Annotated in this window: 13 protein-coding genes; 7 read left to right on the forward strand and 6 right to left on the reverse strand. The window is 52.3% G+C overall.

The annotated features are described in order from the left end of the window. Nucleotides 1-200 precede the first annotated feature (200 nt). Nucleotides 201-1,490, forward strand: coding sequence for a glycoside hydrolase family 68 protein (locus tag TU92_RS09930; RefSeq protein ID WP_112166722.1), 1,290 nt, complete (start codon nucleotides 201-203; stop codon nucleotides 1,488-1,490). Between the two features lie 49 nt (nucleotides 1,491-1,539). Here the strand turns inward: TU92_RS09930 and TU92_RS09935 are convergent, their stop codons facing one another. Continuing rightward, nucleotides 1,540-1,932: a tautomerase family protein gene (locus TU92_RS09935; RefSeq protein ID WP_112166723.1), complete on the reverse strand. Its 393-nt coding sequence runs from the start codon at nucleotides 1,930-1,932 to the stop codon at nucleotides 1,540-1,542. 13 nt (nucleotides 1,933-1,945) lie between these two features. After that, nucleotides 1,946-2,269: a carboxymuconolactone decarboxylase family protein gene (locus tag TU92_RS09940; RefSeq protein ID WP_112166725.1), complete on the reverse strand. Its 324-nt coding sequence runs from the start codon at nucleotides 2,267-2,269 to the stop codon at nucleotides 1,946-1,948. 103 nt (nucleotides 2,270-2,372) lie between these two features. On the opposite strand from TU92_RS09940, the gene TU92_RS09945 reads away from it, so the two are divergent. After that, complete coding sequence (locus tag TU92_RS09945) at nucleotides 2,373-3,269, forward strand: LysR substrate-binding domain-containing protein (RefSeq protein ID WP_112166727.1); 897 nt, start codon at nucleotides 2,373-2,375, stop codon at nucleotides 3,267-3,269. 10 nt (nucleotides 3,270-3,279) lie between these two features. On the opposite strand, the gene TU92_RS09950 is transcribed toward TU92_RS09945, so the two are convergent. Further along, a complete protein-coding gene (locus TU92_RS09950; protein ID WP_112166729.1) occupies nucleotides 3,280-3,480 on the reverse strand; it encodes a DNA polymerase III subunit theta in 201 nt (66 codons plus the stop codon). 41 nt (nucleotides 3,481-3,521) lie between these two features. Beyond that, the gene (locus TU92_RS09955) at nucleotides 3,522-4,526 is read right to left on the reverse strand and encodes a WaaS/CpsH family glycosyltransferase (RefSeq protein ID WP_112166731.1); all 1,005 of its coding nucleotides are present in this window, start codon (nucleotides 4,524-4,526) and stop codon (nucleotides 3,522-3,524) included. Nucleotides 4,527-4,679: 153 nt separating this feature from the next. Here TU92_RS09955 and yghX point away from each other — a divergent pair, with 153 nt between their 5' ends. After that, complete coding sequence (gene yghX / locus TU92_RS09960; RefSeq protein ID WP_112166733.1) at nucleotides 4,680-5,567, forward strand: YghX family hydrolase; 888 nt, start codon at nucleotides 4,680-4,682, stop codon at nucleotides 5,565-5,567. A gap of 61 nt (nucleotides 5,568-5,628) precedes the next feature. On the opposite strand, the gene yghU is transcribed toward yghX, so the two are convergent. Both yghU and TU92_RS09970 read right to left on the reverse strand, forming a co-directional pair. Then, nucleotides 5,629-6,483 (reverse strand): glutathione-dependent disulfide-bond oxidoreductase, encoded by an 855-nt coding sequence (gene yghU, locus TU92_RS09965; protein WP_112166734.1) that lies wholly within the window; start codon nucleotides 6,481-6,483, stop codon nucleotides 5,629-5,631. Nucleotides 6,484-6,650: 167 nt separating this feature from the next. Next, nucleotides 6,651-7,718 (reverse strand): LacI family DNA-binding transcriptional regulator, encoded by a 1,068-nt coding sequence (locus TU92_RS09970; RefSeq protein ID WP_112166736.1) that lies wholly within the window; start codon nucleotides 7,716-7,718, stop codon nucleotides 6,651-6,653. A 281-nt stretch (nucleotides 7,719-7,999) separates the two neighbouring features. Between TU92_RS09970 and TU92_RS09975 the strand changes: the two genes are divergently transcribed. From TU92_RS09975 to TU92_RS09990, 4 genes are read left to right on the forward strand one after another with little or no spacing between them, the layout of a single operon-like run. Next, nucleotides 8,000-9,175: a Gfo/Idh/MocA family protein gene (locus TU92_RS09975; RefSeq protein ID WP_112166738.1), complete on the forward strand. Its 1,176-nt coding sequence runs from the start codon at nucleotides 8,000-8,002 to the stop codon at nucleotides 9,173-9,175. 2 nt (nucleotides 9,176-9,177) lie between these two features. Then, a complete protein-coding gene (locus TU92_RS09980) occupies nucleotides 9,178-10,245 on the forward strand; it encodes a Gfo/Idh/MocA family protein (RefSeq protein ID WP_112166740.1) in 1,068 nt (355 codons plus the stop codon). Between the two features lie 15 nt (nucleotides 10,246-10,260). Further along, nucleotides 10,261-11,280, forward strand: a complete 1,020-nt coding sequence (locus TU92_RS09985) for a Gfo/Idh/MocA family protein (RefSeq protein ID WP_112166742.1) — start codon at nucleotides 10,261-10,263, stop codon at nucleotides 11,278-11,280. Nucleotides 11,281-11,320: 40 nt separating this feature from the next. Further along, a complete protein-coding gene (locus TU92_RS09990; RefSeq protein WP_112166744.1) occupies nucleotides 11,321-12,859 on the forward strand; it encodes an MFS transporter in 1,539 nt (512 codons plus the stop codon). The last annotated feature ends 17 nt before the right edge of the window (nucleotides 12,860-12,876 follow it).

Genomic DNA, 12,876 nt, shown 5'->3' on the forward strand with positions numbered 1-12,876 from the left:
TTTTTTATTTTAAATTTAGGGTCTTATTAATCAGTACGTCCTGTGAGTTACCACCGGACGCCGATCGCTTTATCAAATATCTGATTGGCTTCAGTATTAATTTCGTCGGCAACGCTTCGGTCATGAATATAAATGAGCGCAGTGAAACCGGCAAGGTACTTAATTGAAGTCTTTTGGTTTTTATAATGATGAGGTGGTTTATGAGTAACGTAATTGAAAGTGGTTTACAGACGCTGGCGGCGAAAAAACCGAGCATCTGGACGCGTGCTGATGCGCTCAAAGTGAACGAAAATGACCCGACGACTACACAGCCATTGGTGAGCGGAGATTTCCCGGTGATGAGCGATGACGTCTTTATCTGGGATACCATGCCGCTGCGTGACATTGACGGTAATGTCCTTTCCGTCGACGGCTGGTCAGTCATCTTTACCCTGACGGCTGAACGTCAGCCCAATGATCCCGCTAATATCGATGCCAAAGGAAATTACGATATTACGCTGGACTGGAATAACCGACATGGCCGCGCAAAAATTTGCTATTGGTATTCTAATACCGGCAAGGACTGGGTTTTTGGTGGCCGTGTTATGGCTGAAGGTGTTTCTCCTACCGTGCGTGAATGGGCAGGTTCGCCGGTATTGGTGAATAACAAGGGGGAAGTGGATTTATATTATACGGCAGTCACACCGGGTGCGACGATTGTTAAAGTCCGTGGCCGCGTGAAGACTAACAATAAGGGGGTTGAAGTCGCGGAATTTATTTCGGTAAAACCTTTATTTGAGGCCGACGGTAAAATTTATCAAACCGAAACGCAGAACCCGTACTGGGGCTTTCGCGACCCGTTCCCATTCCGTGACCCGAAAAGTGGCAAGTTGTATATGCTGTTTGAAGGTAATGTGGCGGGCGATCGCGGTTCCCACGTGGTCGGGCCGGAAGAAATCGGCGATGTGCCGCCCGGTTATGAAGATGTCGGCAACTCCCGTTATCAGACCGCCTGCATTGGTATTGCAGAAGCGGCTGATGAGGACGGCGACAGCTGGACATTGCTGCCACCGTTGCTGACCGCCGTAGGTGTTAATGACCAGACCGAACGCCCGCACTTTGTGTTCCAGGACGGTAAATATTACCTGTTCACCATCAGCCATAAATTCACTTATGGCGAGGGCGTAACCGGTCCGGACGGCGTTTACGGCTTCGTGAGTGATGAACTTTTCGGCCCTTATGTACCGCTGAACGGTTCCGGTCTGGTGCTCGGCAACCCGCCATCTCAGCCATACCAGACTTATTCTCACTATGTGATGCCTAACGGTCTGGTAACGTCATTTATCGACAGCGTACCGGTCGATAAGGCCACTACCGGGATGGATTATCGCATCGGCGGCACAGAAGCGCCGACTGTGAAAATCAAACTGAAAGGTGAACAGACTTTTGTGGTCGGCGAGTATGATTACGGCTACATCCCGCCAATGGCCGATGTGGTCCTGGACGCGTAATCTGATAATAAACCTGATTCAGGCTGCCTTCGGGCAGCCTTTCTTGTTTCTATGCTATCTGAAACATTTCGCCATGGCTGAATGACCAGTCTTCCGGTTGGGTAAAGTTCACGACAATCATTACGTCGGCTGGCGAGATCCCAAGTGTAACGTGAAGGTTTTCGGCCAGATGGCGGTACAACTCCTGCTTCTGATACGAGTTGCGCGGTTTGCCAGCGGTGATGTGAAACAATAAAAAATCCTCAGAACGTAAACAGTCGTTACCCGCTAAATAACCCGGATGAATGACTCTCTGGCTGGGGCTGGCGGGTTCGAACAGCTGGAAACAGTCATCTTTTGGCACGGAAAAGGTATACACCAGCGCGTTTTGCAGGATGGCTGAAATCGAGGCCTGCCACTCGTCCATACGATGTGCAGGCAGTGAAATTCGGGTAAACGGCATAAAAAACCTCTCTTTATTCTTCACTTAGCGCTGCAAAGCGGGTGAGCGCCGAGGCGGCGGCAGGCCATCCGGCATAAAACGCCAGATGGGTGATCAGTTCGCCTATTTCGCTGTGCGTGACGCCATTTTTCACCGCCAGATCCAGATGGAACGGCAACTGTTCAGCACGGTTCAGCGCGACCAGTGCGGCAACGGTGATCAGGCTGCGGTCGCGCGGTGACAGCTCAATTCTGTTCCACAGATCGCCAAACAACACCTGTTCGGTCAGTTCTGCCAGCTTTGGCGTCAGGCGCACCATGTTTTCGGGCGGCCGCAGGGTAGAGGGCGTTGTGCTCATATCAGGCTCCTTTTATGGGTGTGAAAAGAAGCATAAGCCGTTATTATTATCCGTAAAATCGAAAATATCAGCAGTATTGATACGATAAAACAGGATGATAGATATGGCGAAAAGACCGGTAACCTTTGATGCTGAAGCCTTGCGCAGTTTTGTCACCGGCATCGAGCTCGGCAGTTTTGTGCTGGCGGCTGACCGGCTGGGGCGTTCGACCTCGGCGGTCAGCGCTCAGCTGAAAAAACTCGAGCAGCAGGCCGGAACGGAGCTGGTGCAGAAGTCAGGGCGGCATCTGATGCCCACTGAACGCGGCGAAGTGATGCTGAGCTTTGCGCGGCGGATCCTCAGCCTGAACGACGAGGCCAGTGCGGCACTGCTGGCAAGCACGCTGTGCGGCAGCCTGAATGTGGGTATGCAGGAAGATTTTGGTGAAACGCTGTTACCGGCGATCCTCGGCACCTTTACCCGCGCGCATCCGCAGGTGCAGGTTTCTGCCAGCATTACCCGTAACCGGCAGCTGCTCGACGGTATTCGTCACAATGAATTCGATCTGGCCGTGTGCTGGCAGGCGGACGACGCGCCGCTTTTCCCGTCAAGCCAGTCCCTCGGGCGCGTGCCTTTGCGCTGGGTAGGTCCGCAGAATTTCCCGCTAAGCCATTATCTGGCGAGCAATGAGCCCTTGCCACTGCTGGTGTTTGAAGCGCCATGCCTGATGCGCAGTGCGGCAACGGCGGCGCTGGATCGCGCGGGAATTTCCTGGCGCATTGCTTTTACCAGCCGCAGCCTGAGCGGAATCTGGGCGGCGATGTCGGCAGGGCTGGGCGTGACGTTGCGCACTGATTTCGGCAAGCCTGAGTCATTGCAGATCCTGGAGGAACTGCCTGCGGCGGGGGATATCGGTGTCAGCCTCCATCAGAGCGAAACGCCGCCGGGTGAGGCCGCGACGCATCTGAAAGAGGCGATTATCGATTTCTTCACCGCGACTATTCTCACCGTGAATAAGTGAACGGCGAAGGTTACTTTTTTACCGGCTGCTGGCGATAGTGCGCCAAACGTTCGCGGAAGTACGTACGCAGATGTTCCGGTTGTTCCATCTCCACCTGTTCGGCATTCACCGGCAGGTTATTGCGCTCACGCACCACCACCGTACCGGCAGCCAGCCCGGTACTCACTTTGTCCATTTCTTCTTTACTCAGACCTGCGAGAGTGTTGTTCATAGGGTCTCCTTTATTCTTTATCTGTTACGGGTATATAAGGTTTATTTTAGCGCAGTTCCAACCAGTGTTTTCAGCATCCCATCTGCGCAGTATTTATCTAACAGCCCCTTCTCTAATTTGGGGGGAATGGCCTCAATGAAATCAGTCATTCGTTCGAAATTATCTTCCCCCCAAATGAATACCCGGTCCGGGTGATAAAAAACATGCGTCTTTACCGAAACATTATTGGTGATCAGCTTTTTATTAAATGCCATCGCTTCCAGCGCGCGTAACGTTAATCCGGTTTGCCCCGGTTTATTAATTTCCACAACAATGGAGGACTTTTTGAGCTTTTCAATGTTTTGATGGTATGTCAGTTTTTTATTAACACAAACAGAAGGATAGTCAGAATTCATCTCGTCGCCGTCAACCAGATAAAAATCGGGGTGACAATGATTTCTTTGCAACAATGAGGCAAGTTCCCGGAGGAATTCTGCGCGATAACTGTCATATCCCCCCACGTAGAAACACGAGAGTGGGGAAGAAATTGTCTGCGGTTCTGCAGCGTGCGCGCGAATTTCACTGAGCGTGAAAGGTAAAAATTGATCCACATATGAAAGATTATATTTAAGGCAATCTTGCGGATCAAAACTGTATATGACGTCGAAAACAGAACTCACTCTGTCCAGATAATTTTCATTCTCAGACAGCAATTTCAGGCGTCGTCGTTTGGATGTCAGCGCAGCAACGGAGTCCCGCAGCACCAGTATTTTTTTGCAGCGCAGGGGAGCAATCAGGTCCAGCATCAGGAAGGCGCTGTAACCATTAGAAATAACAATATCGTTATCGGCAATGTGCCGGAATTTAATCGCGATTTGCAGTTTTTGATGCCAGCGCTTAAGCGTTTTTCCCGGCAGTAGTTTCTGCACAGATTTGAAATGCTGTTTGACGCGATAAATTTCAGTGACGTTGAAGTCTTTTTTGAGTGAGGAAGTCATCATCCTTTCGTATTCTGAGTTCCATTCAATAAAATGTATTCTCACCGTATCCCTCAGATTGTTGTCCATTTCATCCTCCTTTTTTACCCTGCAGTTTAGCATTCCTGGCTAAAAGGGTTGCGGATCCCCGGCATCTTCTTTCTGTGATTTCACAATTGGTTTACAAAATCGCCAAAGTCAGGTCATTATTCAGGCTTCTTTTGCACAGAGTGGAGCCTGACGATGACGCGAATGACAGCCAAAGACTTTCCTCCTGAACTCCTCGAATACTTTGATTTCTACGTACACGGTAAAATGACCAAGCGGGAATTTCTCGACCTCTCAGCCAAATTTGTGGTCGGCGGATTATCGGCGGCGGCGCTCACCACGCTGATGACGCCGAACTACGCCTACGCTGAGCAGGTAGAATTCACCGATCCGGACATTCTGGCTGAGTACATCCAGTATCCTTCGCCGCAGGGGCACGGCAGCGTGCGCGGATATCTGGTGCGCCCGGCGAAAGCCAGCGGCAAAGTGCCGGGTGTGGTGGTGGTGCATGAGAATCGCGGGTTGAATCCCTATATCGAAGACGTGGCGCGCCGCGTCGCGAAGGCCGGATTTATTGCGCTTGCGCCGGACGGGCTGAGTTCCGTCGGTGGCTATCCCGGCAATGATGAAAAGGGGCGCGAACTGCAAAAGAACGTCGATCCAACCAAACTCATGAATGACTTTTTTGCCGCGATTGAATTTCTGATGCACCATGAAACGGCGACCGGCAAAGTCGGGATTACCGGTTTTTGCTACGGCGGTGGCGTGGCGAACGCCTCGGCAGTCGCCTATCCTGAACTGGCCGCGGCAGCGCCTTTCTACGGTCGTCAGCCGAAGGCCGAAGATGTGCCGCGTATCAAAGCGCCGTTATTACTGCATTATGCCGAGCTGGATAAACCGATTACGGAAGGCTGGCCTGCGTATGAAGCGGCGCTCAAGGCTAACAATAAAGTGTACGAAGGCTATGTCTATCCCGGCGTCAATCACGGGTTCCATAACGATTCCACTCCGCGTTATGACAAAGCGGCAGCTGATCTGGCGTGGGACAGAACGGTGGCGTGGTTCAACAAATATCTGGTGTAAAACGAATTTTCAATGAAAAGGGCGGGAATCGATCCCGCCCTTTTTGCGTTCTGCAAACCGGTTATGACTTCAGTTTGTCATCGAAATCTGACGCGTCGTGGCGCTCTTCAAGTTGTTGTTCATCGCTTTCGCCCCAGGTGCGGTTAACGATTCGCCCGCGTTTCACCGCCGGACGGCTGGCGACTTCATCGGCCCAGCGCTGGAAATGCTTATATGACGTGATATCGAGGAACTCGCCCGATTCGTACAGGCCGCCTTTGGCCAGGCTGCCGTACCAGGTGAAAATAGCGATATCGGCGATGGTATATTCTTCACCTGCGATAAAGCGATGATCAGCCAGTTGTCTGTCGAGCACGTCAAGCTGTCGTTTAGCTTCCATCGTAAAGCGGTTGATGGCGTATTCGATTTTCACCGGCGCGTAATGGTAGAAATGCCCGAAGCCGCCGCCAAGATACGGCGCGGAACCTTGCAGCCAGAACAACCAGTTAAGGGTTTCGGTGCGGCCAGCGAGATCTTTTGGCAAGAACTTGCCAAATTTTTCTGCCAGATACAGCAGGATGTTGCCGGATTCAAACACGCGGATCGGCGGGGTGGCGGAGTTATCGAGCAGGGCAGGGATTTTGGAGTTTGGGTTTACATCCACAAAGCCGCTGGAGAATTGATCGCCTTCGTTGATGCGGATGATAAAAGCGTCATATTCCGCGTCGGTAACGCCAAGCGCCAGCAGCTCTTCCAGCAGGATCGTCACTTTCTGGCCGTTTGGCGTGCCGAGTGAATAGAGCTGAAGCGGGTGTTTACCCACCGGCAGCGTCTTCTCATGCGTCGGACCGGCTACCGGGCGGTTGATGTTCGAGAACTTACTGACTTCGTCTTTATTCCACGTCCAGACTTTCGGTGGTTGATAGTTATCTGACATTGAAAGCTCCACATCGGTTTTTTGAGGATAAGACCGAAAAGTCTAGCAGGAGAACCCGGACTGTGATGCTGAGAATGTGCCCTGCGCGATGCATCATGCAGGATCCGGCAGAGAAGTCAGGCAGTGTAATAAATCACTGTCATTACGTGATATGACACTGCCTTTGTTTATAGCCCAACCTGCTGCGGATAAAGCCCTTTGCGCTTCCATTTCACATCAGCGACCGACTGACCGGGGTGAATTTTCCCCTGTAACAGCAGGTTGAATTTCGCGCCAGAGGCGCGCATCAGACGGCTTTGCAGGATATAGACGGCTTCCGTCCCCAGTTCGCGGCAGGGCAGATTAACGGCGGTGAAATCCATCGGGTAAAGATTTTTCACCCCATGTGCGAAATCCATACTCATCACCGAAATATCCTCCGGCACCAGAATGCCGTGCTCCCTCAGGACTTCAAGCGTCGCCTGCGCTATCGGATCGCCGCCGCAGATAATCGCCGAAGGCAGTGTTTCGCGCTTATGTTCCCTGAGGTACTTTTCAATAATTTCTCTGGCCTGCTCTTTACCATTGCCTTTATTGACCAGCAGGTGCGTGGCCTCGTCGAACGCAATGTGGTATTCGAGACAGGCGCGTTTGAAACCGTCCAGCCGCTGCATCATGGTTTCCCTGCGCAGATCGGTGAAAAGTAAAACAGGCCGGTGACCGCGCTGAAACAGATAGTTCGCGGCGCTGTAGCCAAGGGAATAATGATCGGCTGACACACAATCGAGGCGCATTTCGTTGTCTCTGGCGTTGATCAACACCACCGGTTTATTCGATTCGGCGGCCAGCCGGTAGAGCATCACGTCGTCGATGCCGATGATAATAATGCCATCGACATCTGACTGATTAAGCGCCTGCATAAAGTTGGCGATATCCGGTTCGTTAACCGCCAGCGCACATTTACGGACGTGGATATCGAAACGCGTGACCTCAGCCGTTATTTCCTGAATAGCTTCGTAATAGTAGAGATCTTCATGAGGAGAGAATGCCGCCGGGGGCGCGCAAATTAACAGGGTATTCATTAACAACCGGCTGGCCGGAATGTCGCGTAAAATACCCATGTTTCTTGCGTGGGTAAATACCTTCTCTTTTGCCTGCGGGCTGACATTCGCTTTGCCTGCTAATACCCTGGAAACGGTGCTGGGAGAAAGCCCCGTTAACTCGGCTATTTGCCTGATTTTTAATTTTCCTGTCATTTTGTGATCAACGCCTCATTAGCTTATGGACTTATTACCACAGTTAACTGTTTGTAAATCATCAGCTATTCACCATCATAGCAAATCCAAAACCCCGCGCTGCAATTCCTGTCACAAATACCGGTTGTTGGAAAAAAATGTCATTACTATTCTCAATCCAATTCGCATCAGAAAATAAATAACGTATTTATCCGCGCCGGATTTAATAACAGATTAATTAAAATCGTCATTAAATCAGCAAGGTGACGGCTGCCCGTCAGTCTGAAATCAGGAATGAAATAATGTTGAAAATAGCAATCATTGGTACCGGTAATATTTCGCACAACCATATTCAGGGATATTTAGAGTTTGCTGACCGTTGTCAGATAGTCGCACTGGTCGATATTTACCCCGAAAAAGCAGAGGAGAAAAAACGGCATTACAGTCTCGCGACGGCGAAAGTGTATGCCAGCCATCAGGAGATCCTCAACGATCCGGATATCGACGTCTTTGATATCTGCACGCCGCCGTACGTACATGCGGAAATTTCCATTGATGCGTTGAAATCCGGCAAGCACGTATTGTGCGAGAAGCCGATGGCGGCGTCGTTGCAGGAATGCGATGCAATGATTGTGGCGGCGAAGGAGAGCGGAAAAACGCTGTCGATTATCGCGCAGAACCGCTTTACTGATGCCTTCTGGCGGCTGAAAAAAGTCATCGATTCCGGCGAAGCGGGCAAAGTCTGTCATGCGCAGGTGGATTCCTTCTGGTGGCGCGGTCACTCCTATTACGATTTGTGGTGGCGCGGCACCTGGGAGAAAGAGGCGGGCGGCTGCACGCTCAACCATGCGGTTCACCATATTGATGCGATCCAGTGGATGCTCGGATTTCCGTCTGAAGTGGTTTCGATGATAACCAACACCGCGCACGATAACGCCGAAGTGGAAGATCTCTCGGCGGCGATTTTCAAATATGACTCCGGCGCGCTGACGCAGCTGACCGCCTCGGTGGTGCATCACGGCGAAGATCAGAAGATGGTGATTCAGGGCGAAAAGGCGCGGATTTCTGCACCCTGGGACAAATTTGCCAGCATTTCCGCACCCAACGGATTCCCTGTCGATGCACGCGATACCGCGCGGGAAAGCCGCCTCGACGATCTGTATCAGTCGATCCCCCGGCTGACCTATACGCTGCACACCGGCCAGATCGATAATTTCCTGACCGCACTCGAGACCAATACGCCGCCGCTGATCGACGGCGTTCAGGGCAAGCGATCGCTGGAACTCATCGCCGCCATTTATAAATCAGCCATCACCCGCAGCATCGTGACGTTGCCGATCCTGCCGGGGGATCCGTTCTATCAGACCGGTGGGCTGGTGTCGCTGGCCCCGCACTTTTATGAGAAATCGGCCTCCGTAGAAAACTTCGCCAATGAAGAGGCGATCCCGCTCGGCAAAAACATGGATAAGGGTGTCTGAAAATGAGTAATAAAGATGGCATGAACTACGCGCCGGTGGGTAAACCTCAGCCGGTTGTGAAACCGGGCGAATTCGTGATAGCCGCCGCGGCGCTGGATCACGGGCATATTTACGGCATGTGCAACGGGCTTATCGAAGCGGGTGCCAGCCTGAAATGGGTTTACGATCCGGATCCGGCAAAGGTGCAGAAATTCGTCAGCCAGTATCCGCAGGTGGCGGTGGCTGATTCACTGGACGTTATTCTCGGCGATAAAGAGGTGCAGCTGGTGGCGGGCGCGGGGATCCCTTCTGAGCGTTGTGAACTCGGGCTGAAAGTGATGGACGCCGGCAAAGATTACTTCGTCGATAAAGCGCCGCTGACCACCCTTGGGCAACTGGCCGCAGCGAAAGCCAAAGTGGCCGCCACAGGGCGAAAATATGCGGTCTATTACAGCGAACGGCTGCACGTGGAAAGCGCGGTGTTTGCCGGACAACTGGTGCAGGAAGGGGCGATCGGGCGTGTTGTGCAGACGCTCGGCACCGGGCCACATCGCGAGGGCGAAGGCCGCCCGGACTGGTTCTATGAAAAGGAAAAGTTCGGCGGGATCTTGTGCGATATCGGCAGTCATCAGATAGAACAATTCCTTTTCTACACCGCTAACAGCGATGCGCGCGTGGTGGCGGCGCAGGCGGTAAATTTCAATCATCCCGAATCTCCGCGCTTTGAAGATTTTGGCGACGCGATGCTCGAAGGTGACAACGGCGCGCGCGGCTATTTCCGCTGCGACTGGTTTACGCCACCAGGGCTGAGCACCTGGGGCGACGGGCGACTCACGCTGCTGGGCACCGAAGGTTATATCGAGATCCGCAAATATGTCGATCTTACCCGTGGGGATCAGGACGTGGTGTATCTGGTGAATCAGCGCGGCGAGTTCCGCTATCCGGTGTCAGGTACCGTTGGATTCCCGTTCTTCGGCGAACTGATACGTGATTGTCTGCATCGCACTGAAAAAGCCATGACGCAGGACCATGCATTCAAAGCCGCCGAGCTGTGTGTGCGAGCGCAAATGCTGGCGAATCAGTCGGAGTAATTCGGGAGGCGGACCATGAAAATCACGAATGCGGCCATCATCGGCTGCGGGGCGATCCATACCTGTCACGCAGAGGCCATCCTGCAAAACCCGGCCAGCCGGTTGCTGGCCATCGCCGAATGCGATGCAGATATTGGGCTGGGGCTGGCGCAGCAATATCAGTGCGATTTTTACACAGACTATGGTGTGATGCTGCGCGATCCGCACATCGACGTGGTGCATATTTGTCTGCCACATCATCTGCATCAGGATGCGATCCTCGCCGCGCTGGCGGCCGGAAAGCACGTTTTCACCGAGAAGCCGGTGGCGCTCAACGCCACCGAAGTCAAAGCGATCCGGCAGGCCCAAAGCCTTTCCGGAAGGCTGCTCGGCGTGTGTTATCAGAACCGGCTGAATCCGTCGAGCCAGAAGATTTACGCAATGCTGGCAAGTGGCGTAATTGGCAACATGCTAAGTATTAAAGCGGTGCTGACGTGGTCGCGTGGTGGCGCGTATTACTCCGACAGCCCGTGGCGCGGGCGCTTCTCCACTGAAGGGGGCAGCCTGCTTATCAATCAGGCGATCCACACGTTGGATCTGATGCAGTGGTTCGGCGGCGGCATTCACGCGCTCAAAGGTGTGGTGGACAGCCATTTTTTGACCGACGTGACCGAAAACGAAGACACCGCGATGGCCAGCATGAAACTGGCGAACGGTGCCCGCGGCCTGTTTTATGCCAGCAACGGGCACAGCACCGATTCACCGCTGCTGCTGGAAATTCACTGCGAGAAAGGGCTGCTGCAACTGCACCACAATGCGCTGTGGCTGATCGAAGGTGAAACCAGAACGCTGCTGGTGAACGATCTCAGTCCGGCGGGGAATACGAAAAGTTACTGGGGCGACAGCCATCGTCAGGCCATCATCAATTTCACGCACTCTGTGCAATATCCTGAAGATAAAAACTATACCTCGCTGGCCGATGCGGAAATTTCTCTGAATATGGTAGAGGCGATTTATCGATCCTCACAATTAAGACAATGGATAACGATTGAATAAATAACTTTAATAATAACCCTACATTCACAGGATAATAAAAATGAAACCTACTGAACGCAGAGTCGGTTACGGCACAGCCATAGGATATGGCGTGACGGATTTATTTGGTGGCGGTGCATTCGCCGTGATCGGTACCTGGCTGTTATTTTTTTACACCACCTATTGCGGATTATCCGTTTTAGAAGCGGGATCGATATTCGCTATCGCCCGCGTGATCGACGCCATATTAAGCCCGATCATGGGCTACATCACCGATAACTTCGCCAATACATGGCTTGGGAAAAAATTTGGCCGCCGTCGCTTTTTCCTGCTGATAAGCGCCCCGATGATGTTCCTGTATGCGCTGGTCTGGGTGACCGACATGAGCTACTGGTATTATCTCGGCACCTATCTGTCTATCGAACTGCTTTCTGCCATGGTGCTGGTGCCTTGGGAGACGCTTTCCTCGGAGATGACCAACCGCTTCAGCGAACGCACCCGCCTTTCCGGCGTGCGCATGATCTGCTCCCAGCTTGGCGGCCTGCTGGCGGTGTCGATCCCTGGCGTCATTATGCAGTTCACCGGTAAAGATAATCCGATGACCTATACCTATACCGGCATTATTTTCGCGTGTATTTTTTGTCTCGCGGTATTTACCACCTGGATGTGTACCTGGGAAGCCAAAGACGTGCGCGAAGAGTTTGAACCGGAACCGCTCGGCGCGCGCAGCGGTAATCTCTGGCATCATTTAAAAAGTCTGGTTTTAGATCTCCTGTCGTCTTTTAAAATACGTATGTTCCGCCAGCACATTATTATCTATATCTTTTCATTTACTGCGCTCGACGTTTTCGGCGCCGTATTTACCTATTACGTGGTGTACGGATTACACCTCGACGCGTCGGCGGTATCGGGATATTTAACGGTCGCTGCACTGGCATCGGTGCCTTCGACCTTTGGTTTTATGATGTTGCTTGAAAAAATGAATATGACGCCATCCGGGGCACTTCGTCTGGCGTATGGCATTATTTTCTGCGTGCTGGCTTTTTTATTCTACGTCTATATCACCGAAATGGCGGTATCGGTTCTGTTGTTCTCAGGCGTATTTGCTGTATTCGGTTTTGCCCGCGCCGGGTTGTATTATATTCCGTGGAATATCTACAGTTTTATTCCCGATGTTGATGAAATAGTCACCAAAAAACGCCGCGAAGGGATCTTCGCCGGGGTTATGGTGCTGACGCGCAAAAGCACCGTCGCGCTGGCTATTATGCTTATCGGCATCGTATTGCAGGAAAGTGGTTTCGTTAAAGGACAGGGCGTGCAGCCTGACAGTGCGCTGGATGCCATCATCGGGTTATTGGTATTCGCTACCGCGGCATTGCTGGCGGTCAGTTTCTACATGACTTTCAAATTCAAACTGACGCGCGAAACCCACAAAATGTTGATTCAGGAAGTGGCCCGCCTGAAGCTGGGGGGTAATCTTCAGGATTGTACGCCTGAATGTCAGAAGGTTATCAAGGATCTGACCGGCTATCAGTATCAGGAAGTGTGGGGCGGAAGAGCCACCCACAAAGCGGTTCGCAACGAAATTGCCGCGGGATAATGAAGAGAAGAGCGGGC

The sequence above is a fragment of the Rahnella inusitata genome, assembly GCF_003263515.1.
Classification (GTDB): Bacteria; Pseudomonadota; Gammaproteobacteria; order Enterobacterales; family Enterobacteriaceae; genus Rahnella; species Rahnella inusitata.

Bases quoted from the DNA above. Each gene is read 5' to 3' on its own strand.
- yghX (WP_112166733.1), top strand. From the start codon at position 4,680: ATGACGCGAATGACAGCCAAAGACTTTCCTCCTGAACTCCTCGAATAC.
- TU92_RS09975 (WP_112166738.1), top strand. From the start codon at position 8,000: ATGTTGAAAATAGCAATCATTGGTACCGGTAATATTTCGCACAACCAT.
- TU92_RS09930 (WP_112166722.1), top strand. From the start codon at position 201: ATGAGTAACGTAATTGAAAGTGGTTTACAGACGCTGGCGGCGAAAAAA.
- TU92_RS09970 (WP_112166736.1), bottom strand. From the start codon at position 7,718: ATGACAGGAAAATTAAAAATCAGGCAAATAGCCGAGTTAACGGGGCTT.
- TU92_RS09945 (WP_112166727.1), top strand. From the start codon at position 2,373: ATGGCGAAAAGACCGGTAACCTTTGATGCTGAAGCCTTGCGCAGTTTT.
- TU92_RS09950 (WP_112166729.1), bottom strand. From the start codon at position 3,480: ATGAACAACACTCTCGCAGGTCTGAGTAAAGAAGAAATGGACAAAGTG.
- TU92_RS09980 (WP_112166740.1), top strand. From the start codon at position 9,178: ATGAGTAATAAAGATGGCATGAACTACGCGCCGGTGGGTAAACCTCAG.
- TU92_RS09955 (WP_112166731.1), bottom strand. From the start codon at position 4,526: ATGGACAACAATCTGAGGGATACGGTGAGAATACATTTTATTGAATGG.
- TU92_RS09940 (WP_112166725.1), bottom strand. From the start codon at position 2,269: ATGAGCACAACGCCCTCTACCCTGCGGCCGCCCGAAAACATGGTGCGC.
- TU92_RS09985 (WP_112166742.1), top strand. From the start codon at position 10,261: ATGAAAATCACGAATGCGGCCATCATCGGCTGCGGGGCGATCCATACC.
- yghU (WP_112166734.1), bottom strand. From the start codon at position 6,483: ATGTCAGATAACTATCAACCACCGAAAGTCTGGACGTGGAATAAAGAC.
- TU92_RS09935 (WP_112166723.1), bottom strand. From the start codon at position 1,932: ATGCCGTTTACCCGAATTTCACTGCCTGCACATCGTATGGACGAGTGG.
- TU92_RS09990 (WP_112166744.1), top strand. From the start codon at position 11,321: ATGAAACCTACTGAACGCAGAGTCGGTTACGGCACAGCCATAGGATAT.